Origin of the sequence: Pseudomonas sp. DE0157 (genome assembly GCF_007678615.1) — a bacterium.
Taxonomy (GTDB): Bacteria; Pseudomonadota; Gammaproteobacteria; order Pseudomonadales; family Pseudomonadaceae; genus Aquipseudomonas; species Aquipseudomonas parafulva_B.
This window is the reverse complement of record NZ_VEJN01000002.1, coordinates 305,495-332,285: the sequence shown is the minus strand read 5'-3', so window position 1 is coordinate 332,285 and position 26,791 is coordinate 305,495. Positions and strand designations below refer to the sequence as shown.

Here is a 26,791-nt window from a genome sequence, read left to right as displayed (position 1 = left end):
AGCGGCTGGGGAAGTTCATTCAGGCGCTGCGGGCACTGGGCAGCATTGTTTCTGCGGGGTGGGCATCCAGGTTTCCTTTCAGCCACCCCCAGGACGGTACTGCAGGGCCTCGGCCAGATGCGCCCGGCCAATCGCCGTGCATCCCTCAAGGTCTGCCAGTGTCCTGGCGACCTTGAGCAATCGGTGTGCTGCTCGCAGCGACAGCGTCAGCCGTTCACAGGCGCCTTCCAGCCAAGCCTGATCAGGTGCTGCCAAGCTACAGTGCTGGCGCAGCCCGTCCAGGTCGAGGAATGCATTGGCGCACCCTTGCCGACGCTGTTGCACGTCCCGGGCGTGCGCGACCTGGAGGGCGACGTCGGCACTGCTTTGCCCGCAGGGCCGATTGTTGAGTGTGGTGCTCTCGCGCGCCACGGTCAGGTGCAAGTCGATCCGGTCCAGCAGCGGGCCTGACAGTTTATTGCGATAACGGGAGATTTGTTCGGTGCTGCAACGGCATCGCCCTGTGGGGTCGCCCAGGTAGCCGCAGGGGCAGGGGTTCATGGCGGCGACTAACTGAAAGCGGGCAGGGAAGCGCACTTTATCCCGCGCCCTGGCGATCACGATCTCGCCAGATTCCAAGGGTTCACGCAGCACTTCAAGTACCCGGCGCTCGAATTCGGGCAACTCGTCCAGAAACAGCACCCCGTGGTGGGCCAAGGTGATTTCCCCGGGCTGCGGCCGGCTTCCACCACCCACCAGCGCAGGCCCGGAGGCGGAATGGTGAGGATGGCGAAACGGTCGCTGTGGCCAGCTGCTCAGCGGGGTGTGGCCGCTGACCGACTGGATGGCGGCGACTTCCAGGGCTTCATGCTCATCCAGCGGTGGCAGCAGGCCCGGCAGGCGGCTGGCCAACAAGGTTTTGCCAGTGCCCGGCGGCCCGGTGAAGAGCAGGTTGTGCGCCCCGGCAGCGGCCAGTAGCAGCGCGCGTTTGGCGGCCAGTTGCCCTGCACCTCGCTCAGGTCGGGATAGGGGCGAGGGTCCAGGAGCAAGCCATTGGCGGCATAGGCAGGTAGCGGTACCTGCCCGTTCAGATGGGCCACCAGCTCCAATAGATGGCCGACGGCATACACCACCAAACCGCTGGCAAGGCTGGCTTCCTCGGCATTTTCACGGGGTACTACCAGCGCTCGGCCAGCCTCGCGTGCGGCGAGTGCTGCGGGCAAGACGCCCTGCACCGGCCGCAACGTGCCCGACAGCGCCAGCTCGCCCAGGCATTCGAGCTCGGTCAGGGCACCAACGGGCACCTGGGCGTCGGCCGCCAGGATGCCCAAGGCGATGGCCAGGTCATAGCGGCCACCGTCCTTGGGCAGGTCGGCGGGTGCGAGGTTTTGCGTGATGCGCCGCGCAGGGTAATTCAGGCCACTGTTGACGATGGCACTGCGCACGCGGTCCTTGCTTTCCTTGACCGTGGTTTCGGGCAAGCCGACTAATGTGAGATGAGGCAAGCCATTGGCCAAATGGGTTTCGACGCTGACGGCCGGGGCCTGTACGCCTACCTGGGCGCGGCTGTGGACAAGGGCTAAAGACATGGGCGCTCCATTCGCTGCCAAGACCGCTTCCTGCGGATGGACCAAGCATAGCGAGCCAGGATGGCGGTGGGGTTACCAGTGTGCTTCTGATCATTTCCGCCTAAGTAGCGCCTGGAAATGGATCCAATAGCTTTGCGCAGCGACCTTCTTTGGCTTAGTGTTGTTCAAGCAAACCACCGATGCCATGGGATGGCACCGCTTCGACCTTGAAATGGACTTGAGGTATTGCGCTGTGCAAACGCTCACCCACACCCGTGAGGTTATTCGCGAACTGGTTCAGACCAATGCGTTCGTCGAGCTCAACCGCTATTTCGATTCCCTGGAGGCCCGCTGGCACCAAGCCCCTCCGGGTGAGTTCCCAGCTTACCTCTCAGCTGTCGAGCGCCATCTGCTGATCGACCCGGACCAGGGGGACAGGGCGCTGAGCCAGGTCCTTCGTGCCTGGATCGATGCCTGCCCCAGGGCCTATCACCCGCAGGTCGTCATGGGCTTTTATTGCCTCAACCGTGCCTGCCAGGTGGACCAGGGCGGCGCCCGCACACCGGCACGCTGGCTGGCGATAGAGCAAATGTGCGAAACCGCCACTGCCCATTTACTCAAAGCCCTGGCCCGTTCGGAGCGACCGGTTGCGGCCTCCATAGGCTTGCAGTTGCTCAGTGCCAGGTTCCGCGAGCCGGGCTGGCTGATGGAGCTGTTCAATGAACAGCCTGCCCGCTTCAGGCCCAGTGCACGTGCGGATGTAGAGGTGCAGGAGGCTGCGGCGCCGTATTTGGTCAGGCATGGGGTGATGCCCTTGGCCGAGCTGCCTCGGATGTTGCCCGATGGGCTCGCGCCGCGCACCGAGCGCCAGGAACCGCAGGCCTATTGGCTGAGCCAGGCATTGGCCGCACGGCCGGGCTGCTTCGAGGCCATCAAGGCCCATGCGTTGTATCTGTTGCAGGACCGGCGTGGGCAAGTCGAGTCCGTCGAGCGGTTGGTCAACACGCCGCCCTGCCGGGGCTGGAGCGAGCCGTTGCGCAATGCACTGCGATGGATGGCCGTCGAGGCACGCTTGAAACTTCCGAGTGCCGAGCGCCCAAGCGCCGTGGCCAAGTACCAGCAGTTGTTCGAAGACTGGGCTGTGCGACCACTGCGGCCCAGGGATACTGCCGTGATGCTGGCATGGCGCGGTGCCTTGCAGGCGAGCGTTTTGCGCGATCACGACAAGGCACTGGCCGATTTTACCCAGAGCCTTGCATGCCCTGCCGACCTGGGCGGCATCCAGGCGCTGGGGCCGCCGCTTCGGCATTTGGTCATCACGGCTTTGACGAGCACGCCCGCGCGCGAACAGGCATTGCTCAATACCGCGATCCTTCGCCTGAGCGATGGCCGCTCTCACGCCGCTGCCTGTGCGCTGCGGGCCGCGGGTCATCACTTTGGCTTGTGGGGCCTGGCGCGCAGCGGCGATCAAGCCAAGCGCTGGCTGGCGATTGCGATCAAGCGCCAGCGGGCGGGCCAGGCGCCGGGCCTGAAAATCCTGGAACTGTCCCGCTTGCTCTGGTCCTACGGTCGGCATGAGGTCGCCTACTTTTTGCTTCAGGGCGGCGCCGAGCAAGCCCTGTCAGGTGCGGCGTTGAGCCTGTTCGAACTGCACCAGGGTGAGTGGAACGATACCCCTGGGCGATATCTGGACCGTGAAGTGGCTGAGCAATGGTTGCTGCGCGCCGTTCAGACGGGCAGTCGCCAAGCCAAATACCGGTTGGCCTGCCTGCAGATGCAAGGGGGGACGAACTTTGGTGATCGAGACAAGGTGCTTGAGGTCAGGTGCCTGTTGATAGACGCCCTGGGCAATGCTCAGACCAATGCCTGCGCACGGTTGCACCTGGGCATATTGCTGCGCCAGTTTGGCCAGCCGCGTGAGCGAGCCGAGGCGGTCGCCTACTTGCTCAGCCTGGTGGAACACCCGGACAGCGCTATTGCGGCGCGTGCCAGTGCCGAGCTGGGGCTTGCCTGGATGCAGGGGCAAGGTACACGCAGGCAAAGCCGCTACGCAGCCATCGAGTGGGTGACCCACGCGGCGAGTCTGCGACCTGGCGACACTGCCATCGAAGACATTCACGCCGAAGTCCTCAATTCGCATAACAGGGTACGCACCCTGTTCACGCAATACGGTGCTGCATTGTTCCGGGGCACCCTACGCCCCAGCGAACTGCCGCCCAAACCTGGCCTGGATCGACCGGCCCGCAGGCTTGAAGCGCGCTGAAACCTGATAAGAGGCTGATTCACTCAGCCTAGGCGTCAGCGTTTAGCTTCCAGGCGCGCTTCGAGTTCGGCGACTTGTTTTTCCAGCGCCTCCAGGCGAGTCCGGGTGCGTGCCAGCACAACCATCTGACTATCGAATTCCTCGCGGCTGACCACGTCGAGCTTGCTCAAAGCGCCCTGCATCAGGGCCTTGAACTGGCTTTCCAGCTCGGCCCGAGGCTGGGTGTTGTCGCTGCTGAACAGGCGCGAGGCCTGGTCGCTCAGGGCATCGAGAAGGGCTTTGGGCGCGAGCATGAAGGTGTCCACCGGTGTCGGGAAATGGCGGCCAGTGTACCACGCACCCCGATGCCTCCAATGACAAGGCGGCGTTGCACATTTTTCGCGCAACGGCAGTGTCGGCTTCGCACCGTATGAGTGCACAGGCTGCGTAGTGGCGATGGGCCAAAGCCGTGCAATGTGACCAAAGGTCTGATTTTGCTGGCTTTCACAGACCTGGCAAGGTTTCTGCAAAGTGCTAAGCGAGCCATGCACTGATGCAGTTCCTTGTGACCAGGCAGTGCGCATGCCGACGACGCGTTACAAAAGGCAACCGCTGCGCTTAGACTTGAGACGGGTTTGTTTTCCTGGGGCAAGTCCACCAAATCGGGAGAGAGTTTCATGAAGCTAGTCACAGCCATCATCAAGCCGTTCAAGCTGGACGACGTGCGCGAGTCACTGTCGGAAATCGGCGTGCAGGGCATCACCGTCACCGAAGTCAAAGGCTTCGGGCGTCAAAAGGGTCACACCGAACTGTATCGCGGTGCCGAATACGTGGTCGATTTCCTGCCCAAGGTGAAGATCGATGTTGCCATCGATGACAAAGACCTGGATCGGGTAATCGAGGCCATCACCAAGGCTGCCAACACCGGCAAGATCGGTGACGGCAAGATCTTCGTGGTGAATCTGGAGCAGGCGATCCGCATCCGTACCGGCGAGACCGATACCGACGCGATCTAAGCAGCAACACAAGCCTCACCAAACCCAACGCCCCAGGAGAAAACAATATGACTCTGCGTAAGATCGCAGGGCTAGGAGCCCTATTGTCCTTCGTCATGCCAGGGCTTGCCCTAGCAGAGGAGGCCGCGCCAGCACTCAACTCCGGCGACACCGCCTGGATGCTCACCGCCACGGCGCTCGTGCTGTTCATGACCATCCCAGGCCTGGCGCTGTTCTATGGCGGCATGGTGCGCTCGAAAAACGTGTTGTCGGTGATGATGCAGTGCTTCGCCATCACTGGCTTGATGAGCATTCTCTGGGTCGTCTACGGGTACAGCATGGCCTTCGATACCACCGGTATGGAGAAGGGCGTTCTCAACTTCAATTCCTTCGTCGGCGGCTTCTCCAAGGCATTTCTCAGCGGCGTGACGCCTGACAGCCTGACCTCGGCCACGGCGCTGTTCCCCGAAGCGGTGTTCATCACCTTCCAGATGACATTCGCCATCATCACACCGGCCTTGATCGTGGGCGCCTTCGCCGAGCGCATGAAGTTTTCGGCCATGCTGGTGTTCATGGGCATCTGGTTCACCCTCGTCTATGCGCCGATCGCCCATATGGTGTGGAGCGGTGACGGTGCCCTGATGTGGGACTGGGGCGTGCTGGACTTCGCGGGTGGCACCGTCGTGCACATCAATGCCGGTATCGCAGGCCTGGTCTGCTGCCTGGTGCTGGGCAAGCGCAAAGGCTACCCGACCACACCCATGGCACCGCACAACCTGGGCTACACGCTGATGGGCGCGGCCATGCTGTGGATCGGCTGGTTCGGTTTCAACGCGGGTTCGGCGGCTGCGGCCAACGGCACTGCAGGCATGGCCATGCTGGTCACCCAGATCGCCACGGCTGCTGCGGCGTTGGGCTGGATGTTCGCCGAATGGATCGGTCACGGTAAGCCCAGTGCGCTGGGTATCGCATCGGGCGTGGTCGCCGGCCTGGTCGCCATTACGCCGGCAGCGGGCACGGTGGGGCCGATGGGCGCTCTGGTCATCGGCCTGGCATCGGGCGTGATCTGCTACTTCTGCGCCACCAGCCTCAAGCGCAAGCTCGGCTACGACGACTCCCTGGACGCATTTGGCGTACACGGCATCGGCGGTATTGTCGGCGCCATTCTGACCGGTGTGTTCGCAGCCCCGGCGCTGGGCGGCTTCGGCGCGGTCACCGATATCGGCATGCAGGTCTGGGTGCAGGCCAAGGGCGTGATTTTCACCGTGGCCTACACCGCCATCGTCACCTACATCATCCTCAAGGTCCTGGACCTGGTGATGGGGCTTCGGGTCAACGAAGAAGAAGAAGCCGTTGGTCTGGATCTGGCGCAGCACAACGAACGCGGCTACAACCTGTAACAACGAAGCTGCAGAAATGTGCCCGGCTTGCCGGGCATTTTTTCGTCTTGTGGTTGGGGTCGGCCTGGGCAGGCGTCCGGGGCATGGGCTGGCATGTGGCTCACCTGCTGCCTTTTTTAATCATTTGCCCAGTATTTTCAGGCGCGCAAACGGTTTATCCCGCCTGTTTGTGACACGGGTACAAAACTTACAAAAGTTGGGGCATTCATGGCGCTTTGCTTTTTCTGCGAGCGCGCTAGAATGCGCGCCGAAGGGTGTTGGATCATGCATTCATCACCCCTGCCAGCCTTTGCCGGGCTTGCTAAAAAGCGCGTGGCCCAGCAGGGGCCACAGGTTTTGTGCGGCACTGCCACGTGCAGGCCCACCAGGGTACAGCCGTCCGTCAGATGTGTTGCCCCAAAGGCCGAGGTCGGACCCACGGCCAGTTGAATTTTCACGAAGAGCTGCCGGTCTACGGCTGCACTGGTCTCTAACTAACCTGCTTTTGCACGTCATGAGGTAGAACATGAGCGACGACGATCTGGAAAATGATGACCTCGAGGTCGGTGATGAAGACGAGGCTGACGACGGCCTGGAAGCGGCTGCCGATGATGTTGCAGAAGACGCTGGCGACGACGACAGCAGTCCTGCACCCGCTGCCAAGGGCAAATCCAAGGCGGCTGTCTCGGTAGACGAGATGCCCAGCCTGGAAGCCAAGCAAAAGGAGCGCGATGCCCTGGCCAAGGCCATGGAAGAGTTCCTGTCGCGTGGTGGCAAGGTTCAGGAAGTCGAGGCCAACGTGGTCGCCGACCCACCCAAGAAGCCGGACAACAAATACGGCAGTCGCCCTATATAAGCGATGCCCTCGAAAAACCCGCCGTCGCTGCGGGTTTTTTTATGCCTGGTTTGCGCGGCGAGGTGCTGTCGGCGAGGTCATTGCCAGCGAGCAAGCACCTCGTGCAGGTGCGACAGGCGCTGAATTTCGGCATCGGGCGCTTGTTCACCGACCCATGCCTTGGCCTGGGGGTTGAACCAGACAGCGCGCAGCCCGGCGCGCTGAGCACCGGCAATGTCATCGCGAGGATGATCGCCGACGTGCACCGCTTCGCTGGCAGGCACGCCGCTGCGCCGCAGGGCCTCTTCAAACGGGGCAGGGTCGGGCTTGCCGATACCCAGGTCCTCCGCGCACAAGGCGAAGCGGAAATAGTCGGCCAGCCCCAGCCGGCTGACATCGGCATTGCCATTGGTGATGACGCCCAGGGCGTAATGCTGGCTCAGCAATTCCAGCATCGGCTGGACTTCCGGGAAAATCTCGACCTTGTGCCTGGCCTGCAAGAACACCTCGAACCCCTGTTCGGCCAATTGTTGCGCCTGCGTCTGGCCGTAGCCGACATCTTCGAGGGCGCAGGTCAGCACGCGGCGGCGTAAGGCGCTTATGCGGTGCTTGAGCTCGGGTTCTGCCAGGACGATCCGTTCACGGATGGCGAACAGATGTTCGACAGGCACGTCGCCCAGCAACGGGGCATTGGCTTGAAGCCAGTCGCGCAGCACAACCTCGGCACTGGCAATGACCGGCGCTGTGTCCCACAGAGTATCGTCGAGGTCGAAGGTGATCAGCTTGATGTTCATCAGTCGGTGCCTTTGCTGCGTTTGGCCCTGGGATGGGCGCTGTCGTACACCGTTGCCAGGTGCTGGAAATCCAGGTGCGTATAGATTTGCGTCGTGCCGATGTCGGCGTGTCCGAGCATTTCCTGTACAGCGCGCAAGTCCTGGGACGATTCCAGCACGTGGCTGGCGAAGGAATGGCGAAGCATGTGCGGATGCAAATGCTGGCCCAGCTCGCGTTCTCCGGCCACCCTGACCCGCTGTTGCACGGCGCGTGGGCTGATGCGATTGCCTTGCCGAGTGATGAATACGGCGCGATCCCTGGGGTTGCCGGCGCCACGCACGCGGTACCACGCCTGCAGCGCCTCCCGCGCCTTGCGCCCTACCGGCAGCACGCGGGCTTTGCCGCCTTTGCCCAGCACCTGTACCAGGCCACCGGCCAGGTCGACATGGTCGAGATCAAGGTTGGTCAGCTCCGAAAGGCGCAGGCCTGAGGAGTAGAACAATTCGAGGATGGCTTGATCGCGCAGGGCAATGAAATCATCGTCCACGCCGCCATCGAGCAGTTGCAAGGCACGGTCGGTGTCGAGCACCTTGGGCAATCGACGCTCCCCCTTGGGGGCGCTCAGGCCATTGGCAGGATCGTGCTGGCAGATCTTTTCGCGGTTGAGGTAACGGTACAGCCCTCGCACCGCCGATAGCAGCCTGGACAGACTGCGCGAAGACTGGCCCTGGTGATGCTGGCGCGCGATCAACTGGCGCAGGTGCTGAATCTGCAAGGCTTGCCAGCCCCCGATAGCCTGCTCGCTGCAGTAGGCCATGACCTTCTCCAGGTCCCGACGGTAGCCCACAAGCGTGTGCTCGGAAACCTGGCGCTCATTGCGCAGGTGTGCGCAGTAAGCCTCCAGCTGGCGCTCCATCAGCGCACCGGGCGCAGGCTTTGGCTGACGCGGGGGACCACACGGCCCAGCACCTCGGCGATATAGCTCAGGAACAGCGTGCCGACACTGCTCTTGTAATGCTGCGGGTCGCGGCTACCAATGGCCAGCACACCATGCAGCCCCTGGTGCTCCAGGGTCGCCACTGCGCTGGAGCCTACGTCGCGGCGTTGCTCCTCACCGAACAAAAACGCCAGCTCATGATCACGCAGGCTGCCGCTGACGGTCTTGCCGCTACCGAGCAGCGGGCCGATCGCTTGCTGGGCTTCGGCGTTGCTGACCCAGCGCCCCACGGGCGCCACGTTGTCGCCAAACAGGATCAGGCTGACGAAAGGCACCTGGAACTCCTGACGCAGGCTGTCCTCGACGACCATCACCACGTCTTCCAACGTGGTGGCGTCGAGCAAGTCCAGGATCAGGCGTCTGGTCTTGTCGAACAACCGATCGTTGTCACGGGCCACGTCCATCAACTGCGAAAGGCGGTGGCGCATCTCGATGTTGCGGTCGCGCAGCAACTTGAGCTGGCGCTCGACCAAGGAAACACTGTCACCGCGCTGGTGTGGAATGTGCTGCTCGACCAGCAGTTCATCATGCTCGGTGAAGAAGGTCGGATGAGCACGCAGGTAAGCGACCACCGCTTGGGCATCGAGCTCAGCGGCCTGCTGGGGTATATCCTTGGGGTGATCGGTCATGACGGTTACTCGCTTAAAATCGAACCTGTCCTTCGTAGACGCGTACGGCTGGGCCGGTCATCACCACCGGCTTGCCTGGCCCGGCCCACTCGATATGCAAGCGCCCGCCCGGCAGGTCAAGGGAGACGGGCGAGTCCATCCAGCCCTGGCTGATGGCAGCCACGGCAGCTGCACAGGCCCCGGTACCACACGCCTGGGTTTCCCCAGCACCGCGCTCCCACACGCGCAAGTTGGCGCGGTGGCGGTCAATGACCTGCAGGAAGCCGGCATTGACGCGCTGGGGGAAGCGCGGGTGGTTTTCGATCTTCGGCCCCAGCTGATGCACAGGGGCACTGACCACATCGTCCACGCGCAGTACGGCGTGAGGGTTGCCCATGGACACCGCTGCAATCGAATGCACCTTACCGTCCACCTCCAGCGGGTAGCTCACCGACTGCGCGTCGGCGACGAACGGGATGTCGGCAGGGACGAAGCGTGGCGGGCCCATGTCGACACTGACCTGGCCGTCGTTCTGCACGTCCAGCACGATGATGCCGCCCTTGGTTTCCACACGTATGCGCTTCTTGGCGGTCAGGCGCTTGTCGAGCACGAACCGCGCAAAGCAGCGTGCACCATTGCCACACTGTTCAACTTCGGAGCCGTCGGCATTGAAGATACGGTAGCGGAAATCGACTTCCGGGTTGTTTGGCGCCTCGACGATCAGCAACTGGTCAAAGCCGATGCCCGTGTGGCGATCGCCCCACTGCTTGGCGTGCTTGGGCTGGATGTGGGCATGCTGGCTTACCAGGTCCAGGACCATGAAGTCGTTGCCCAGCCCATGCATCTTGGTAAAACGCAGCAGCATGGGCTTACTCCGGCAGCAGGCTTTCGCCAGCGTACAATTCGGCGATGGTTTCCCGGCGGCGTACTTCGAAAGCCTGGTCGCCGTCGACCAGTATTTCCGCGCAACGGCCACGGGTGTTGTAGTTGGAGCTCATCACGAAACCATAGGCGCCTGCTGACTGAACGGCCAGCAGGTCACCTTCGGCAAGGTTCAGGACTCGGTCCTTGCCCAGGAAATCGCCGGTTTCGCAGATCGGACCGACCAGGTCATACGGACGACCTTCGCCCTCACGCGGCTTGACTGCACAGATGCCCATCCAGGCCTGGTACAGGGCTGGGCGAATCAAGTCGTTCATGGCCGCATCGATGATGGCGAAGTCCTTGTGTTCGGTGTGCTTGAGGTACTCCACACGGGTCAGCAGCACGCCAGCGTTGGCCACGATATAGCGCCCCGGCTCGAACACCAGTGCCAGGTCTCGATCGCCCAGGCGCGTGCGAATGGCCTGGATGTAATCGGCTACCAGCGGTGGTTCTTCGTCGCGGTAGCGCACGCCGACCCCGCCGCCCAGGTCCAGGTGGCGCAGGTGGATACCGCATTCTGCCAGGCGGTCGACCAGTACCAGCAAGCGGTCCAGCGCATCGAGGAAGGGCTCCACGGTGGTCAGCTGCGAACCGATATGGCAATCGACCCCGACTACGTCCAGGTTGGGCAACTGAGCGGCCCGCACGTAGATGGCCTCTGCATCGGCGATGGCGATGCCGAACTTGTTTTCCTTGAGCCCGGTGGAAATGTACGGGTGGGTACCTGCATCCACGTCCGGGTTGACCCGCAGCGAGACGGGCGCGACCTTGCCCATTTCGGCGGCCACCTGCTGCAAGCGCTCCAGCTCGTCGGTGGACTCGACGTTGAAGCAATGCACGCCCACTTCAAGCGCACGACGCATGTCTTCGCGGGTTTTGCCCACGCCGGAAAACACCACGCGGTCGGCGCGCCCGCCAGCAGCCAACACGCGCTCGAGTTCGCCACCTGAAACGATGTCGAAGCCTGCACCCATGCGCGCCAGTACATTGAGCACGCCCAGGTTCGAGTTGGCTTTGACGGCGAAGCAGACCAGGTGTTCACACCCTTGCAAGGCATCGGTGTAGCTGCGGTACTGGGCCTCGATGTGGGCGCGCGAATACACGTAGGTGGGGGTACCGTGCCGCTCGGCGATCGCCGACAGGGACACCCCTTCCGCGAACAGTTCACCGTCGCGGTAATTGAAGACGTTCATCCGATTCCCTTATTGCTCAGGCGACTGCTCAGGCTCGGACTGCAGCGTGTCTTGCTGCTCCTCGGTCTGTGCTGACTTGGCTTTGGTCTGGTGCTGGTGCGCCGAGTGGGCGTCTTTGCGGTCCTTGCCGTCATCGGGCAGGTACAGCGGGCCTTTCTGGCCGCATGCAGAAACGAGGCAGGCAACAGCGACCAGCGCCGCGAGGGAGGAAATCAGGCGCTTCATGGATGAAATCCTTAGAAAAATGCAGTATTGAGCCCGAGTATACCGAGCGACCGGCGGCTTGCCTATGCAAGTACCGGCCCGCCGGGCAGGCTATCCTTGGTGCCGACCTGCACCTGTTTGCCGTCAGGGCTGCATTGCGAGCGAAGTGGCCTGCAAGGACCCTGGCTAAACCTTTGCATTCATCGGCCAGCGCCCGTATCGTGCCCGGCTTGCCTGTCACGCCGCCAATTTCGAGGTTCCTGCAATGAGTTTGAGTGAAGCGCGTTTCCATGATCTGGTCGACGCTACCCAGCAGGCGCTGGAAGACCTGTTCGACGAAAGCGGGCTGGACCTGGACATGGAGAACTCCGCTGGGGTGCTTACCGTCAAGTTCGAAGGTGGAGCCCAGCTGATCTTCAGCCGCCAGGAGCCTTTGCGCCAGCTGTGGCTGGCCGATCGGTCAGGCGGCTTCCACTTTGACTATGACGAAGAGAGCGGCAAGTGGGTGTGCGAGAAGAGCGAAGAGCTGCTAGGTGAAATGCTCGAGCGCATCGTGTGGGAGCGAGCCGGCGAAAAGCTGGATTTCGACGACATCTGACATGAGCAATGCACCCGTTCGGCCCCCCAAACCGCTTTACAGCAACGTCAGCCCAGCGGTGCCATCGCCGTGCATCAGCATCTGCCGCCTTGACGAGCAGCGCGTGTGCACCGGCTGTCATCGGCATGTGGAACATATCCGCGAATGGCGCTCTGCCGATGACGAGCGCCGTCGGCAGATCTGCCGTGAAGCCACTGCGCTTCGCGACCGTAAGGCACACTGATAGCAAGGGCTTGAGTATTTGCCCCGCTGTGGTAGTGTCGGGGCTTGCGTCGATGACGCCAAAGCATTCGAAAACCCCGCCTTTGGGCGTAATGCTGGTCACTTAGGGCTGCACAGCAGCCCCAACAATCTCAAGTGAACAGCACTACGCGCTCAGGGCGGGGTTTCGCTTTATCTGTGCATCGAAAAACTGCCTGTTCAAAGGAGTCTGACTGGATCATGAGCACCAAGCCTTCCCTTATCCTCACCCGTTTGGATGTACAACGTCTGGAGCGTCTGCTCGATAGCCTCGACGAAAGTACCCCTGGCGTGCTCGCGCTCAGCGGCGAGCTCGACCGTGCCGAGCAGGTGGTAGGTCATGATGAGGTACCGGCAGGTGTGGTGACCATGAATTCGCGCGTGCATTGCCGCGAGCAAGCCAGTGGCAAGGACTACCACCTGACCTTGGTCTACCCCAAGGATGCCGGGCCAGACGGCAAGGTCTCGGTCCTGGCGCCCATCGGCTGTGCCTTGCTCGGGTTGTCGGTGGGTGAGCAGATCGACTGGCCGGCGCCAGGGGGCAAGACCCTCAAGCTGGAGTTGCTGGAAGTCGAGTACCAGCCGGAAGCGGCGGGCGATTTCGACCTTTAGTGCTTGCAACGCACCGCTGGCGCGGCCAGTGCCTAAGCCTGGCTCGCCAGCACCTGCCGTAGCCCCTCATTCAAGGCCTGCTCAAGCGTCCGTTTGTAGTTCAGGTGGACCTGCGTCGTGGCATGGTGGCCATCGAGCAACCCGGAAACATCCAGATCGGTGATGTAGCACCGATACTGGCCCGCGTTTCGCCGTTGGGCGATGATTTTCCGGGCCACCACGCCATACAGGCTCGGCCCATGGTCGAGCTCGGAGAACTCCTGCTCTTCGCAGAACAAGGTCACGTGCGTGGCACCGTCGGTGTCGGCGTGAAGCATGGCCTGGACGTCGTAGTAGGGCTGCGCGTTCCCCGCATCCGGTGCCACCCGCTGCTCCAGGCCCCGTGCCCTGCCTGATCCAGACCCGAGCAGCTGCGCGTACGCGATGTCCAGGCGTGCTGCTTGCCTTGCACCATAAGGCACCTGCGCCTCGCGTCGTCGCAAGACCGATGCCAGAAAGCGTTGCAGCGGCAGCAGAAGATGAGGTTCGTCCTGCAACGGCACGCGCTCGTGCCACAAGGCGTTGCATTCATCCAGCACGTAGAGCTCGGCCCAGTTGTCGAATAGTCGATAGAAGACCTGAACGCAGTCGCGGCGGGCTTGCTCGAGCACAAGGCCCACATCGGTGTCCGCCAGGGCATTGGCGTCCAGATACACAGGGCTGTAGGTGCTGCGCGCCTGGCCCAGGAACGCGAGTAGCGCATCATGATCGTCCAGGCTTGTGAGGACGACCTTGCCCCCAAGCCACTCCAGCACATGAACCTGGTGCGCCACTTGCACCAGGTAACGGCCAGGGGCCTCCTGTTCGTGCAACTGCCGCGCGGTCTGGAAGAGCTCGGCGACACGCTGACTGATGGCCTGCGCCCGGTGCTGGGCAAAGCAGTGCGCCCGCACGTTGGGCCAGCCGCTTGCCTGTTTCGGCAGGTTGATGAAGTCGCGCAGGCATCGCATCAGCGCGTGCTCGCCGTCGTAGCGGTGTACCAGCACCTCGTTCCAGGAGCTGATCGTGACCTGGTCCACCGTCAATACCAGGTTTTCCCGCAGGCCACCGTAGCTGAGCGAGTCGGTACGTTCAGTGGTCAGCAGGATATCCAGTTCACGGTGGTGGGGCAGGGGGTCGATGCCCACGTTGATCAGCAGCAGCACATCGTCGGCAGCGCTTGGCTGCAATAGCCTCATCTCGCTGACGGCCAGCAGCGGCAACACGATGAGTTGCTGCAGGCTCGCGAGCAGGCCCTGCAATTCAGGCTCTTTCAGATCGCTGATGCCCGGATGAAGCGCCAGTCGTGTGTGGCTGTCTATCACGCCATTGCAATGGGCCCAGACCAACAGTTCCACAAGGTGCCAGCAGCGCTTGATCGGGTTGGCGAGTTCCATCTCATGGCCATGCAGGTTACCGCTGTAGAGTGCCCAGGGGTGGCTGCCTGGCGCTCTGCGGCTGGGTGATTGGGCCAACGTCACGGTTTGTTCGGCCAGGTCGCAAGCACGGTCGCCCTGGAGGATTTCCACCTTGTCTGCACGGCGTTCGAATGCCGCTTGCAGGCGCCGCCCCAACAAGCTGAGCTCGCGCAGGTCAGCGCGGCTGGTCGCGTCGTGAGCGCGTGCGAACTGCACCAGAAACCGGTAGCTGCGGCTGAGCTCGGCCACCCGTTCGCGGCGCTCCAGGGTAACCTGGTGCACCCCCCAGCCAGGGCGTCCATCGAGCATGGCCAGCTGCGCGCCTCCCCATCCCCATGCGTCGGTCAGGCTGCGCAGCAGGCGGCGTTGCCAGCCCTCGGCGCGCCCCTGTTCGCTGAGCTTGCCGTTCACTTTCAGGTACAAGCTGCGCCGCACCAGCTCCAACCGAGCCAGCTCACCGCGCTGTATCAGGTAGCGCTCGATCCGTCGGTAGACCATGACGTAAGGATCGAGACGGTCAAGGTCGAGCTGATTGGCGAACACCGCTTGCTTGTAGTCAAGGCTCAGGCACCGCACGGTGGGGTATTCGCTGGCATAGGCTTCGGCCAGCAGCAGTTTGAGCAAGGACTTGTGAGGGGCATCGATACCTTTGAACAGCTGCCAAAGCCCGGCGCCAATGAATTCGTGGCCTGGGATCTGCGCCAGGTGGCCCAGATCGAGCGCTTCCCCAGGGCGTACGAAACGCTTTGCCAGCAGGGCCTGGGCGTAGGCCGGGTAAGCGCACTCCTGATCGGGCGGCACCAACCACCACAGTGGCGTCCGACCTGCCAACCAGAGGGCCGTGCGGTAGAACTCGTCCAGCAGAAGATAATGCTGCGTGGTGCCGCAATCGTCGGTGCCGAGTTGGCCTGTGCGCTGGCCTTGAGCGAACGCCTGGGTGTCAATCAGGAAGAAATGCGTATCGGCGCCCTGGCTCGCGGCCCAGGTCTCCAGCAACTGGCATTTACGCTGCAGTGACTCCAACGCTTCGTGCTCCAGGTCGCTGGTATGGCATACCCACACATCGATGTCGCTGTCCTCAGCCTGGGCAAGCGTGCCCAGGCTGCCGATTAGAAACAGCCCGTCGATGGACCGTGCAGAGGTGTTGTCGCGGGCTTTGTAGCTGAAGGCACGTGCCAGGCGCTGGGCTTCGAATACCTGGTCGCCGCTTGGCTCGAAGTCGCAGATCCCTGCCGGCGTCATCGACGAAACATAGCCGGGCAATAACGGATGGTTCACATGGAACAGCACTGGCAGCACGGTCAGCACCTGCTGCTGGCGGGAGGGCAAACCGGCCATTGCCCGCTGCAGGCGGCCTGCGTTGATCTGTAGATAGCGCCCGCGCAAGGTGGCCAGCTGCTTACGGTCGATCCCGTTGTCCAGGTCCAGTTGGATCTCGTCGGGACAATTCATTTTGCGCTCATCAGTCCGCTGAAGCTGGGGCGAGTGTAGCCTGAACGATACGGCCCACGCAGGCTCATTGAGTACTGAGGCCATTTGCGCGAGTTCCTGCAACCTGTGGGGTAGTGCATCATGGCTGGCTAAATGACAACGTGAGGTAAATCATGCGTGTTTGGATCGATGCCGACGCGTGTCCAAAGGCCGCCAGGGACCTGATCGTCAAGTTCGCCCTCAAGCGCAAGTTCGAAGTGGTCATGGTCGCGGGTCAGGCGGTGGCCAAGCCAGCCTTCGGCATCGTACAACTGATCGTGGTACCCAGCGGCATGGATGCGGCCGACGATTATCTCGTCGAGCATGCCGTGCCGGGTGAGTTGGTCGTCTGCAGCGACGTACCGCTGGCCGACCGGCTTGTGAAGAAAGGCGTAGCGGCGCTGGACCCGCGCGGGCGCGAGTTCGACGAGCGCAACATGGGCGAGCGCCTGGCTACGCGCAACCTGTTCACCGAACTGCGTGAACAGGGCCAGTCGGGCGGCGGGCAGGGGCCCTATGGGGATCGCGAAAAACAGGCGTTTGCCAATGCGCTGGACCGGATTATCACTCGGCTATCGGTGCGTTGATATCCAGTAGAGCGTCAACCACCCGGTCAGGCGCTCCAGCCGGGCAAGCGGAGCTTACTCGTGGGTCAGCTCCAGCACGCGATCAACCAGCTTGTAGATCCCGCTAGCGGCTTCGCTGATGGTCTTTGCCGACATGTAGGCGGGAGTGGTCACCAGTTTGCGCTGCGGGTCCTCGACGATGTCGTGCACGTCGCATTCTTCGTGGGTGCCGCCCATCTTGACGACGGCCTCAGCGGTATCGGCGTCGTTACCGATGGTGCAGACCACGCCAGGGCCATAGATCTTGGCAGCCAGTGCAGGCGAGATACAGATCAGGCCAACTGGCTTGCAGGCAGCGGCGAACGCCTCGGCCAACGCCAGGACATCCGGATTGACAGTGCAGTCTGCGCCTTTTACGGCAAAGTCCGAGAGGTTCTTGGCTGCGCCAAAGCCGCCCGGAACGATCAACGCGTCGAAGTCCTCGACGCGCGCCTCACGGATGTCTTTCACATCGCCACGCGCAATACGGGCAGATTCCACCAGCACGTTGCGCGACTCGGGCATCTCGTTGCCGGTCAGGTGGTCGATGACATGCATCTGCGCGATGTTCGGTGCAAAGCACTGCACCTGCGCGCCGCGTTGGTCCAGGCGCAGCAGGGTGATCACGCTTTCGTGAATTTCTGCACCGTCATAAACGCCACAGCCAGAAAGAATCACCGCCACTTTTTTTGTCATGCTCATTACTCCAGGTCGAAGCGCTTGATACCCGTCAGGCTGGCAGCGCGGCGCAGTGCGGGATGGTCCATGTCTGTTGGAGTGTGCCGCGGTGCAGGTGTTCAGTCCTGGGACTCGCGCGCAGCCCGGCGCTCTGCCCGCAGCGTACGAAAGCGCCGGTGCAGCCACAGGCCTACGCCAAGCACCAGCAAGGCACCGAGTACCCACAGTTCGTAGCGCTTGATATTGCCCAGCAGGCCTTCGAGGATTGCGCCGAAATGATAGGCCGCAGCACCCAGGGCGATGGCCCAGATCGCGGCCCCGATGCCGTTGAGCAGCAGGTAGCGCCGCGGCGGATAGCCCGAGAGGCCGATTGCGACCGGCATTACCGTGCGAAGCCCGTAAACGAAGCGGAAGCTGAGCACCCAGATATCGGGATGGCGACGGATGTGGCCCAGGGCGCGGTCGCCCATTGCCTGCCAGCGGGGCTTGCGCGCCAGAATCTTGCGCCCATGGCGACGACCCATGAAATACCACAGCTGATCACCGGCATAGCTGCCCATGAATGCCACCAGGCATACCAGCTTGATGTCCATGTAATCGCGGAACGCAAGAAAGCCTGCAAGGACCAGAATGGTCTCGCCTTCGAAGAAGGTGCCTAGAAAAAGGGCAAAGTAGCCGAAATCCTGCAGGAATTGTTGGAGCATTTTCTGAGGTGCTGGCGAAATGAACGCGCAGCCTACCCCTTCGCGTGCGTTCGGGAAAGTGTCCAAATGTGTCTCGACGTGAACAGTGCCCGCCACCACAATGTCTGCAACCGTGTGCCATGGCTTGCCCTGGCGTGTAACACAGGCGTCATAATGGGCGCTTATCTTGCCGCTCAATTGATGATAGGGCGTTAACGTCCTCAGGACCGCCAGATGAATAACGAAGTGCTTCCCCCTGTCTTGATCAAGGATGCCAAGGAGCTTCCAGAGGAGCTGGTGCAGACCCCGCCTGATCTGCCACCCGGGTCCCAGGTCGCTGTAGAGCCTGCAGCGGAGCCAGCGACGCCCACGCCGGCCCCGGCACCGCCCATCGCCGTGCCCGGCCTGGACGATACCAGCCTGTACATTCATCGCGAACTGTCCCAACTGCAGTTCAACATCCGGGTACTGGAGCAGGCGCTGGATGAAAGCTACCCGCTGCTCGAACGCCTGAAGTTCCTGCTGATTTTCTCGAGCAACCTGGACGAGTTTTTCGAGATTCGTGTGGCTGGGCTTAAGAAACAGATCAATTTCGCTCGCGAGCAGGCCGGCGCCGACGGCTTGCAGCCGCACCAGGCCCTCACGCGCATCAGCGAACTGGTGCATATCGAGGTCGATCGCCAATACGCGATTCTCAACGATGTATTGCTGCCGGAGCTGGAAAAACACCAGATTCGATTCATTCGTCGTCGTCACTGGACACCCAAGCTCAAGACATGGGTGCGTCGCTACTTCCGCGACGAGATCGCGCCCATCATCACCCCGATCGGCCTGGACCCTACCCACCCATTCCCGTTGCTGGTGAACAAGAGCCTGAACTTCATCGTCGAGCTCGAAGGCGTCGATGCCTTCGGCCGCGATTCAGGCCTGGCCATCATTCCGGCACCGCGGCTGCTGCCACGGGTCATTCGCGTGCCTGAGGAAGTGGGTGGCACCGGTGCCAACTATGTCTTCCTTTCGTCGATGATCCACGCCCACGCAGACGACCTGTTCCAGGGCATGAAGGTCAAGGGGTGCTACCAGTTCCGCCTGACCCGCAACGCCGACCTGGCGTTGGATTCCGAGGAAGTCGACGACCTGGCCCGGGCGCTTCGTGGCGAGCTGTTCTCGCGCCGCTATGGCGATGCCGTGCGCCTGGAAGTCGCCGATACGTGCCCCAAGCACCTGTCGGACTACCTGCTCAAGCAGTTCAGCCTGAGCGAAAGCGAGCTGTACCAGGTCAACGGGCCGGTCAACCTGACGCGGTTGTTCAGCATTACCGGGCTGGACAGCCACCCCGAGCTTCAATACGTGCCGTTCACCCCGGCCATCCCGAAGTTGCTGCAGAACGCCGACAATATTTTCAGCGTGATCAGCAAGCAGGACATCCTGCTCATGCACCCCTTCGAGTCGTTCACGCCGGTCATCGACTTGTTGCGCCAAGCAGCCAAGGACCCGCACGTCCTGGCCGTACGCCAGACGCTGTACCGCTCCGGCGCCAACTCGGAAATCGTCGATGCGCTGGTCGATGCAGCGCGCAACGGCAAGGAAGTCACCGCAGTGATCGAACTGCGTGCACGCTTTGACGAGGAGTCCAACCTGCAGATGGCAAGCCGCCTGCAAGCGGCAGGCGCGGTGGTGATCTATGGCGTGGTCGGTTTCAAGACGCACGCCAAGATGATGTTGATCCTGCGCCGCGAGCAGGGCGAGATCGTACGTTATGCGCACCTGGGGACCGGCAACTACCACGCTGGCAACGCCCGTTTGTACACCGACTACAGCCTGCTCACCTCCGACGATGCGCTCACCGAGGACGTCGGCAAGCTGTTCAGCCAGTTGATCGGCATGGGCAAGACCCTGCGCATGAAGAAACTGATGCATGCGCCGTTCACCTTGAAAAAGGGCATGCTGGACATGATCGCCCGCGAAACCCAGTTCGCCTTGGACGGCAAGCCGGCGCACATCATCGCCAAATTCAACTCGCTGACCGATGCGAAGGTCATCAAGGCCTTGTACAAGGCCAGTCAATCGGGGGTGAAGATCGACCTGATCGTGCGTGGCATGTGCTGCCTGCGTCCAGGGATTCCAGGGGTTTCACATAACATCCAGGTGCGCTCGATCATCGGCCGCTTCCTGGAACACACCCGTGTGTTCTATTTCCTCAATGGCGGTGAAGAGCAGATCTACCTCTCCAGTGCCGACTGGATGGAGCGCAACCTCGACAAGCGGGTCGAGACCTGCTTCCCGGTCGAGGGCAAGAAGCTGCTGTTGCGGGTGAAGAAGGAACTGGAGGCGTACCTGACCGACAACACCCACGCCTGGACCCTTCAGCCAGACGGGCGCTATGTGCGCAGCAGTCCAACGGGTAACCAGAACCCGCGCAGTGCCCAGGCGACCCTGCTGGAGCGCCTGAGCAACCCGGTCCTTAACGTACGCTGAGGACGAAGCCGACCCGGGCCAGCCACTCCGCCTCGTTGGCGAAGTCGGCCTGGGTCAGCTGGTTCTGTTCGAGCCAACCTTCCGGGAATACCACTTCCAGGCGGTTGTCGGCCGCCTTGAGCTCGACTTTGGGCATCTGCTGCGTGCCCCGGATATGGTGGAACAGGATGGCGAAGCGCAGCAGCACGCACAGGCGCAGCAGCTTGACCCCTTCATCCCCCAGTTCGGCATAACGGTCCTTGGGAATGTTGCGGCGGTGGCCGCGCACCAGCAAGGCCATCATCTGCTGATCCTCGCGCGAGAAGCCTGCCAGGTCGGAGTGCTCGATCAGGTACGCGCCGTGCTTGTGGTAATGATAGTGGGCGATGTCCAGGCCGATCTCGTGGACCTTGGCTGCCCAACCCAGCAGGTCGCGCCAGTTGCCGTCCTGCAGGTCCCATGCCTCGGCCACCTGGTCGAAGGCATGCAGTGCCTTGCGCTCGACCCTGGCGGCCTGGCCTTGGTCGACGTGGTAGCGCTCCATCAGCGAGTTGAGGGTACGCTCGCGTACGTCCTCATGATGATGCCGTCCAAGCAGATCGAACAGCACACCTTCACGCAGCGCACCGTCGCAGTGGTCCATGCGCTGCAGCTCCAGGGCATCGAAGATCGCTTCGAGGATGGCCAGGCCCGCCGGGAAGATGGTGCGCCGATCCGGCTTGACCCCATCGAAGTCGATCCTGTCGACTTCGCCCAGCTTGAACAGCTTGCGCTTGACCCAGGCCAGCCCGTCGGCATTCACCTCACCATTGCCCAGGCCTGCGGACCTAATGGCGGCGCCGATGGCACGAATAGTGCCGGACGAGCCGATGGCTTCATCCCAGGTCAGGCGGTGCAGGGCATGCTCGATGCTCATCAGCTCAAGCCGGGCGGCCGTATACGCCTGTGCATATCGCGCCGGGGTAATCTTGCCGTCACGGAAATAGCGCTGGGTGAAGCTGACGCAGCCCATCTGCAAGCTCTCGCGCAACAGGGGCTCGAAGCGCTGGCCAATGATGAATTCGGTGCTGCCGCCGCCGATGTCCGCCACCAGGCGCTTGCCTGGGGTATCGGCCAGCGTGTGGGAAACGCCCAGGTAGATCAGGCGGGCCTCTTCGCGGCCTGAAATGACTTCCACCGGGTGGCCAAGGATGGCTTCGGCACGCTGGATGAAGATGTTGCGGTTGCGCGCTTCACGCAAGGCGTTTGTGCCGACGATGCGCACCGAGCCTGCGGGCATGCCGTTGATCAGCTGAGCGAAGCGCTTGAGGCACTCAAGGCCGCGCTCCATGGCTTCTTCACTGAGCTTGCGCTCCTCATCGATGCCGGCGGCCAGCTGTACCTTCTCGCCCTGCCGCTCGAGAATGCGGATTTCGGTGTGGTGGGCCTTGGCCACGACCATGTGGAAGCTGTTGGAGCCAAGGTCGATGGCGGCTATCAGGGACAGGTTCTTCGCGGTTGTATGCGGCATGATCTGGAAGTTCTCGGTCATTAACCTGGCAATCGTGCCACGATAGCAGGCTGGTCGCCAACGCGTGGCACCTGGCCTGCGCGGTGAGCTTGATATACGGCAATATGCCATTCGATTGGATGACGGCGATGTGACAGTTTCGATTCGAGTGCTCTTGCACAACTATAGTTACACTCAATCGTCTGCGGCTTCCTGTCGACCGCGGGGGCGGCTATGATGGGCAACGTTTTCCGTGCTTACGACCTTGGAGATTTCCATGAGCGACAAAATCAAACACGTCACCGACGCCACCTTCGATGCCGAAGTGCTTCAGGCTCAAGGCCCGGTGTTGGTCGACTACTGGGCTGAATGGTGCGGCCCGTGCAAGATGATCGCTCCGGTTCTGGACGACATCGCCACTACGTACGAAGGCAAGCTGGTCGTTGCCAAGCTGAACATCGACGAAAACCAGGAAACCCCAGCCAAGCACGGCGTGCGTGGTATCCCGACGCTGATGCTGTTCAAGAACGGCAACGTCGAAGCCACCAAGGTCGGCGCCTTGTCCAAATCGCAGCTGGCAGCGTTTCTCGACGCCCACCTGTGATGAAAAAGCCCCGCAAATGCGGGGCTTTTCTTTTCCAGAGCACTAGACGCACAAAAAAGCAAGTGTTACATTCGGCCTCGCACTGCTTCTTCAGTGCCCTCTACATGCCGTCGCCGAAGCATCCCCAATTCGAATCAGTACGCGATCCTTTCGCCATCTAGCGGCGCGGCTTCATTAAGCCAGAAGCTTAATTCTCCCTTCTTACATGATTACGTCATTCCCCTTATGAACCTGACTGAACTCAAGCAAAAGCCGATTACCGATCTTTTGGAAATGGCCGAACAAATGGGCATCGAGAACATGGCCCGTTCGCGCAAACAGGACGTGATTTTCTCCCTGCTGAAAAAGCATGCGAAAAGCGGCGAAGAGATCTCGGGTGACGGCGTGCTGGAGATTCTCCAGGATGGCTTCGGTTTCCTGCGTTCTGCTGATGCGTCCTACCTGGCCGGCCCTGACGATATCTACGTTTCGCCTAGCCAGATCCGCCGCTTCAACCTGCGTACCGGCGATACCATCGTTGGCAAGATCCGCCCGCCGAAGGAAGGGGAGCGTTACTTCGCCCTGTTGAAGGTCGATACCATCAACTTCGACCGGCCGGAAAACGCCAAGAACAAGATCCTGTTCGAAAACCTGACGCCGCTGTTCCCCAACAAGCGCCTGAAGATGGAGGCTGGCAACGGCTCCACCGAAGACCTGACCGGCCGTGTCATCGACCTGTGCGCCCCGATCGGCAAGGGCCAGCGTGGCCTGATCGTCGCCCCGCCCAAGGCGGGCAAGACCATCATGCTGCAGAACATCGCAGCCAACATCACCCGTAACAACCCTGAGTGCCACCTGATCGTTCTGCTGATCGACGAGCGCCCGGAAGAAGTGACCGAGATGCAGCGTACCGTACGCGGCGAAGTGGTTGCCTCTACCTTCGACGAGCCGCCAACCCGTCACGTGCAAGTGGCCGAAATGGTCATCGAGAAGGCCAAGCGCCTGGTCGAGCACAAGAAGGACGTGGTCATCCTGCTCGACTCCATCACCCGCTTGGCACGCGCCTACAACACGGTCATTCCAAGCTCGGGCAAAGTGCTGACCGGTGGTGTCGACGCCCACGCCCTGGAAAAGCCCAAGCGCTTCTTCGGGGCCGCCCGTAACATCGAGGAAGGCGGCTCGCTGACCATCATCGCCACCGCGCTGGTCGAAACCGGTTCGAAGATGGACGAGGTGATCTACGAGGAATTCAAGGGCACCGGTAACATGGAGCTGCCCCTGGACCGTCGTATCGCTGAAAAGCGTGTGTTCCCCGCCATCAACATCAACCGTTCGGGTACTCGCCGCGAAGAGCTGCTGACCGCTGACGACGAACTGCAACGCATGTGGATCCTGCGCAAGCTGTTGCACCCGATGGACGAGATCGCTGCCATCGAGTTCCTGGTCGACAAGCTCAAGCAGACCAAGACCAACGACGAGTTCTTCCTGTCGATGAAGCGCAAGTAAGCGTTTCAGGTCTGAATCGAACGGGGCCGCTTCGCAGCCCATCGCAGTCGGTCCGGTGCCCCGGACCGGCTGCGATGGGACGCGAAGCGGCCCTGATCAGTTTTGACCATTGCACGCTGAACGGCGCTACACTCTGAACCCCCGATCGATACGGCCAACACGAGGCTCATGCATGCAGTATCGCGACTTGCGCGACTTCATTCGTGGCCTGGAACAGCGCGGCGAGCTCAAGCGCATCCAGGTCCCGATCTCCCCAGTGCTGGAAATGACCGAGGTCTGCGATCGCACCCTGCGTGCCAAAGGCCCTGCGCTGTTGTTCGAAAAGCCGACCGGCTTCGACATTCCCGTACTGGGCAACCTGTTCGGTACGCCTGAACGGGTGGCCATGGGCATGGGTGCCGAGTCGGTCGATGAGCTGCGCGAGATCGGCAAGCTGCTGGCTTTTCTCAAAGAGCCTGAGCCTCCCAAAGGGCTCAAGGACGCCTGGTCCAAGCTGCCGATCTTCAAGAAAGTGGTGTCGATGGCGCCCAAGGTGGTCAAGGACGCCGTTTGCCAGGAAGTGGTGCTCGAAGGAGAGGACGTGGACCTTGGCGCATTGCCGATCCAGCATTGCTGGCCGGGCGATGTGGCACCGCTGATCACCTGGGGCCTGACCGTAACGCGCGGTCCGAACAAGGACCGCCAGAACCTGGGTATCTACCGGCAGCAGGTGATTGGTCGCAACAAAGTGATCATGCGATGGCTCAGCCACCGTGGTGGCGCCCTGGACTACCGTGAGTGGTGTGAAAAAAACCCTGGCCAGCCGTTCCCAGTGGCCGTGGCGTTGGGGGCAGACCCTGCCACTATCCTGGGTGCAGTGACCCCGGTTCCCGATACGCTTTCCGAATACGCCTTCGCGGGCCTGTTGCGGGGTAATCGCACCGAGCTGGTCAAGTGCCGCGGCAGCAATCTGCAGGTGCCGGCCACGGCCGAGATCATCCTCGAAGGGGTCATTCACCCGGGCGAGATGGCGCCTGAAGGCCCGTATGGGGACCATACCGGGTACTACAACGAAGTGGACAGTTTCCCGGTGTTCACCGTCGAGCGCATCACCCATCGGCAAAAGCCGATCTATCACAGCACCTACACCGGCCGGCCGCCGGATGAGCCGGCCATTCTCGGGGTGGCGCTGAACGAAGTGTTCGTGCCGATCCTGCAGAAGCAGTTCCCGGAAATCGTCGATTTCTACCTGCCGCCAGAGGGGTGCTCCTACCGCATGGCGGTGGTGACCATGAAGAAGCAGTACCCAGGGCATGCCAAGCGCGTGATGCTGGGTGTGTGGTCGTTCCTGCGACAGTTCATGTACACCAAGTTCGTTATCGTGACCGACGACGACATCAACGCCCGCGACTGGAACGACGTGATCTGGGCCATCACCACACGCATGGACCCCAAGCGTGATACGGTGATGATCGACAACACGCCGATCGACTACCTGGATTTTGCCTCTCCGGTGTCGGGCCTGGGATCGAAAATGGGCCTGGATGCCACGCACAAGTGGCCGGGCGAAACTACACGCGAGTGGGGGCGAGTCATCGTCAAGGACGAAGCCGTCACCCGGCGTATCGATGAGCTGTGGGATCAGTTGGGAATAGATTGATGCAGGTAACGTTGCAGCCGTCCGGAGCAGTGCTGACGCTAGAGCCCGGGGAACGGATCCTGGAAGGTGCGCGTCGGCTGGGTTATGACTGCCCCAACAGCTGCCGTAATGGCAACTGCCATGTCTGCGCTGCATTGCTGGTCGAAGGCAGCGTGCGCCAGAACGGAGAAGTCCGGGACCATGGCGAATTGTTCACCTGCATCGCCGAGCCGCTCGAGGATTGCATCCTGCTGTGGGACGGCGTGCTCGCCCTGGGCGAGCTGCCGGTGCGCAAGCTGACCTGCACGGTCAGTGAATGCCGTGAAGTGGGTGGCGACGTCTGGCGCGTGCGGCTGTTGGCCCCTGCGGGCAAGCCGCCGCGCTACCATGCTGGGCAGTATTTGATGATCGAACGCGAAGCGGGTAAGCCGGCCGCTTTTTCGCTGGCTTGCGCTCCCCATTCCGGACGCGAGCTTGAATTGCATGTACTGGCGCGCGAGCCCAGTGCCGTGCAGTTGATCGAGCAATTGCAGCGCGATCGCCTGGCTCGCATCGAAATGCCCTTTGGCGATACCCACCTGGCCGAACTGCCGGACGGGCCATTGGTGCTTATCGCCGCCGGTACCGGCATGGGCCAGATGCACAGCCTTGTGGAGCACTGCCGCGCTCAGGGCTTCAAGCACCCTGTTCACTTGTACTGGGGCGTACGACGCCCGGAAGACTTCTACCAGATCGAGCATTGGGATCAGTGGCTGAGTTTGCCTAACCTGTACCTGCACCAGGTGGTTAGCGACCTGTGCGGCTGGGAAGGCCGTTGCGGGATGCTGCACGAAGCGGTTTGCGAGGACATCCCCGACCTCAACAGCGTTCATGTGTACGCCAGTGGCTCGCCGAACATGATCTACGCAACGCTCGATGCACTGGTGGACGCTGGCATGGATGCGCACCGCATGCGTGCGGACGTGTTCGCCTACGCGCCTCGCGGCTGAGGAATTCCATCGCGGTGCGTGGCGCCCCTGTGGCTGCCCGCGCCACCCCGTAAGCAGGTAACGCGCTGCACGGCCGGTCGTCGGCGCCTGACGTGAAAATCACTGCATGCACTTGTTCAGCCCCTTGCC

24 protein-coding genes and 1 pseudogene are annotated in these 26,791 nt (G+C 62.0%); 13 read left to right on the top strand and 12 right to left on the bottom strand.

Annotated features, from left to right (window positions below):
- Positions 1–78: 78 nt before the first annotated feature.
- A pseudogene (locus tag FS777_RS04265) lies at positions 79–1,568 on the bottom strand (YifB family Mg chelatase-like AAA ATPase).
- 232 nt (positions 1,569–1,800) lie between these two features.
- Between FS777_RS04265 and FS777_RS04260 the strand changes: the two are divergent.
- Positions 1,801–3,810, top strand: coding sequence for a DUF4034 domain-containing protein (locus FS777_RS04260; RefSeq protein WP_078479464.1), 2,010 nt, complete (start codon positions 1,801–1,803; stop codon positions 3,808–3,810).
- A 35-nt stretch (positions 3,811–3,845) separates the two neighbouring features.
- Here FS777_RS04260 and FS777_RS04255 read toward each other — a convergent pair whose 3' ends face one another.
- Positions 3,846–4,103: an accessory factor UbiK family protein gene (locus FS777_RS04255; RefSeq protein WP_058602805.1), complete on the bottom strand. Its 258-nt coding sequence runs from the start codon at positions 4,101–4,103 to the stop codon at positions 3,846–3,848.
- Between the two features lie 363 nt (positions 4,104–4,466).
- On the opposite strand from FS777_RS04255, the gene glnK reads away from it, so the two are divergent.
- The 3 genes from glnK to sutA all read left to right on the top strand — a co-directional run bounded on the left by glnK (position 4,467) and on the right by sutA (position 7,019).
- Positions 4,467–4,805 (top strand): P-II family nitrogen regulator, encoded by a 339-nt coding sequence (gene glnK / locus FS777_RS04250; protein WP_002555808.1) that lies wholly within the window; start codon positions 4,467–4,469, stop codon positions 4,803–4,805.
- Between the two features lie 47 nt (positions 4,806–4,852).
- Positions 4,853–6,184, top strand: coding sequence for an ammonium transporter (locus tag FS777_RS04245; RefSeq protein ID WP_058602806.1), 1,332 nt, complete (start codon positions 4,853–4,855; stop codon positions 6,182–6,184).
- Positions 6,185–6,689: 505 nt separating this feature from the next.
- Positions 6,690–7,019: a transcriptional regulator SutA gene (gene sutA / locus FS777_RS04240; RefSeq protein ID WP_023532471.1), complete on the top strand. Its 330-nt coding sequence runs from the start codon at positions 6,690–6,692 to the stop codon at positions 7,017–7,019.
- Positions 7,020–7,096: 77 nt separating this feature from the next.
- Here the strand turns inward: sutA and FS777_RS04235 are convergent, their stop codons facing one another.
- Genes FS777_RS04235 through FS777_RS04210 form a run of 6 tightly spaced genes read right to left on the bottom strand, consistent with a single transcriptional unit; the run spans position 7,097 to position 11,719 of the window.
- The gene (locus FS777_RS04235) at positions 7,097–7,792 is read right to left on the bottom strand and encodes an HAD family hydrolase (RefSeq protein WP_058638861.1); all 696 of its coding nucleotides are present in this window, start codon (positions 7,790–7,792) and stop codon (positions 7,097–7,099) included.
- Complete coding sequence (xerC, locus tag FS777_RS04230; RefSeq protein WP_058602808.1) at positions 7,792–8,688, bottom strand: tyrosine recombinase XerC; 897 nt, start codon at positions 8,686–8,688, stop codon at positions 7,792–7,794. Before xerC ends, FS777_RS04235 begins: the two co-directional genes overlap by 1 nt.
- Positions 8,688–9,398 (bottom strand): DUF484 family protein, encoded by a 711-nt coding sequence (locus FS777_RS04225; protein ID WP_145254087.1) that lies wholly within the window; start codon positions 9,396–9,398, stop codon positions 8,688–8,690. The genes xerC and FS777_RS04225 overlap by 1 nt, the downstream gene beginning before the upstream one ends.
- A 13-nt stretch (positions 9,399–9,411) precedes the next feature.
- Positions 9,412–10,242, bottom strand: coding sequence for a diaminopimelate epimerase (gene dapF / locus FS777_RS04220; RefSeq protein WP_058602810.1), 831 nt, complete (start codon positions 10,240–10,242; stop codon positions 9,412–9,414).
- Positions 10,243–10,246: 4 nt separating this feature from the next.
- Positions 10,247–11,494: a diaminopimelate decarboxylase gene (gene lysA / locus FS777_RS04215; protein WP_058638863.1), complete on the bottom strand. Its 1,248-nt coding sequence runs from the start codon at positions 11,492–11,494 to the stop codon at positions 10,247–10,249.
- Positions 11,495–11,503: 9 nt separating this feature from the next.
- Positions 11,504–11,719: a lipoprotein gene (locus FS777_RS04210; protein WP_058638864.1), complete on the bottom strand. Its 216-nt coding sequence runs from the start codon at positions 11,717–11,719 to the stop codon at positions 11,504–11,506.
- A 244-nt stretch (positions 11,720–11,963) separates the two neighbouring features.
- Here FS777_RS04210 and cyaY point away from each other — a divergent pair, with 244 nt between their 5' ends.
- The 3 genes from cyaY (at position 11,964) to rnk (ending at position 13,148) form a co-directional block, all read left to right on the top strand.
- Complete coding sequence (gene cyaY / locus FS777_RS04205; RefSeq protein WP_023532439.1) at positions 11,964–12,296, top strand: iron donor protein CyaY; 333 nt, start codon at positions 11,964–11,966, stop codon at positions 12,294–12,296.
- Between the two features lies 1 nt (position 12,297).
- Positions 12,298–12,519, top strand: coding sequence for a DUF1289 domain-containing protein (locus FS777_RS04200; RefSeq protein WP_058602813.1), 222 nt, complete (start codon positions 12,298–12,300; stop codon positions 12,517–12,519).
- A gap of 218 nt (positions 12,520–12,737) precedes the next feature.
- Positions 12,738–13,148, top strand: a complete 411-nt coding sequence (gene rnk / locus FS777_RS04195) for a nucleoside diphosphate kinase regulator (protein WP_058638197.1) — start codon at positions 12,738–12,740, stop codon at positions 13,146–13,148.
- A gap of 32 nt (positions 13,149–13,180) precedes the next feature.
- On the opposite strand, the gene FS777_RS04190 is transcribed toward rnk, so the two are convergent.
- Complete coding sequence (locus FS777_RS04190) at positions 13,181–16,036, bottom strand: class I adenylate cyclase (RefSeq protein WP_145254085.1); 2,856 nt, start codon at positions 16,034–16,036, stop codon at positions 13,181–13,183.
- 152 nt (positions 16,037–16,188) lie between these two features.
- Here FS777_RS04190 and FS777_RS04185 point away from each other — a divergent pair, with 152 nt between their 5' ends.
- Positions 16,189–16,641, top strand: coding sequence for a YaiI/YqxD family protein (locus tag FS777_RS04185; RefSeq protein WP_058638196.1), 453 nt, complete (start codon positions 16,189–16,191; stop codon positions 16,639–16,641).
- 54 nt (positions 16,642–16,695) lie between these two features.
- On the opposite strand, the gene elbB is transcribed toward FS777_RS04185, so the two are convergent.
- Complete coding sequence (elbB, locus tag FS777_RS04180) at positions 16,696–17,355, bottom strand: isoprenoid biosynthesis glyoxalase ElbB (RefSeq protein ID WP_058638195.1); 660 nt, start codon at positions 17,353–17,355, stop codon at positions 16,696–16,698.
- 101 nt (positions 17,356–17,456) lie between these two features.
- Positions 17,457–18,041, bottom strand: coding sequence for a DedA family protein (locus tag FS777_RS04175; RefSeq protein ID WP_023532679.1), 585 nt, complete (start codon positions 18,039–18,041; stop codon positions 17,457–17,459).
- Positions 18,042–18,254: 213 nt separating this feature from the next.
- On the opposite strand from FS777_RS04175, the gene ppk1 reads away from it, so the two are divergent.
- Entirely contained in the window at positions 18,255–20,498 is a 2,244-nt protein-coding gene (ppk1, locus tag FS777_RS04170; RefSeq protein ID WP_058602818.1) for a polyphosphate kinase 1, read from the top strand.
- Here the strand turns inward: ppk1 and ppx are convergent.
- Positions 20,485–21,987, bottom strand: coding sequence for an exopolyphosphatase (ppx, locus tag FS777_RS04165; RefSeq protein ID WP_058638203.1), 1,503 nt, complete (start codon positions 21,985–21,987; stop codon positions 20,485–20,487). The two genes, ppk1 and ppx, sit on opposite strands and share 14 nt — an antisense overlap.
- Positions 21,988–22,243: 256 nt before the next feature.
- Here ppx and trxA point away from each other — a divergent pair, with 256 nt between their 5' ends.
- The 4 genes from trxA to FS777_RS04145 all read left to right on the top strand — a co-directional run bounded on the left by trxA (position 22,244) and on the right by FS777_RS04145 (position 26,662).
- Positions 22,244–22,570, top strand: coding sequence for a thioredoxin TrxA (trxA, locus tag FS777_RS04160; protein WP_058602819.1), 327 nt, complete (start codon positions 22,244–22,246; stop codon positions 22,568–22,570).
- A gap of 225 nt (positions 22,571–22,795) precedes the next feature.
- Entirely contained in the window at positions 22,796–24,055 is a 1,260-nt protein-coding gene (gene rho, locus FS777_RS04155) for a transcription termination factor Rho (protein ID WP_023532437.1), read from the top strand.
- 172 nt (positions 24,056–24,227) lie between these two features.
- Entirely contained in the window at positions 24,228–25,694 is a 1,467-nt protein-coding gene (gene ubiD / locus FS777_RS04150) for a 4-hydroxy-3-polyprenylbenzoate decarboxylase (protein WP_023532812.1), read from the top strand.
- A complete protein-coding gene (locus FS777_RS04145) occupies positions 25,694–26,662 on the top strand; it encodes a CDP-6-deoxy-delta-3,4-glucoseen reductase (protein ID WP_058638194.1) in 969 nt (322 codons plus the stop codon). The genes ubiD and FS777_RS04145 overlap by 1 nt, the downstream gene beginning before the upstream one ends.
- Positions 26,663–26,791 lie beyond the last annotated feature (129 nt).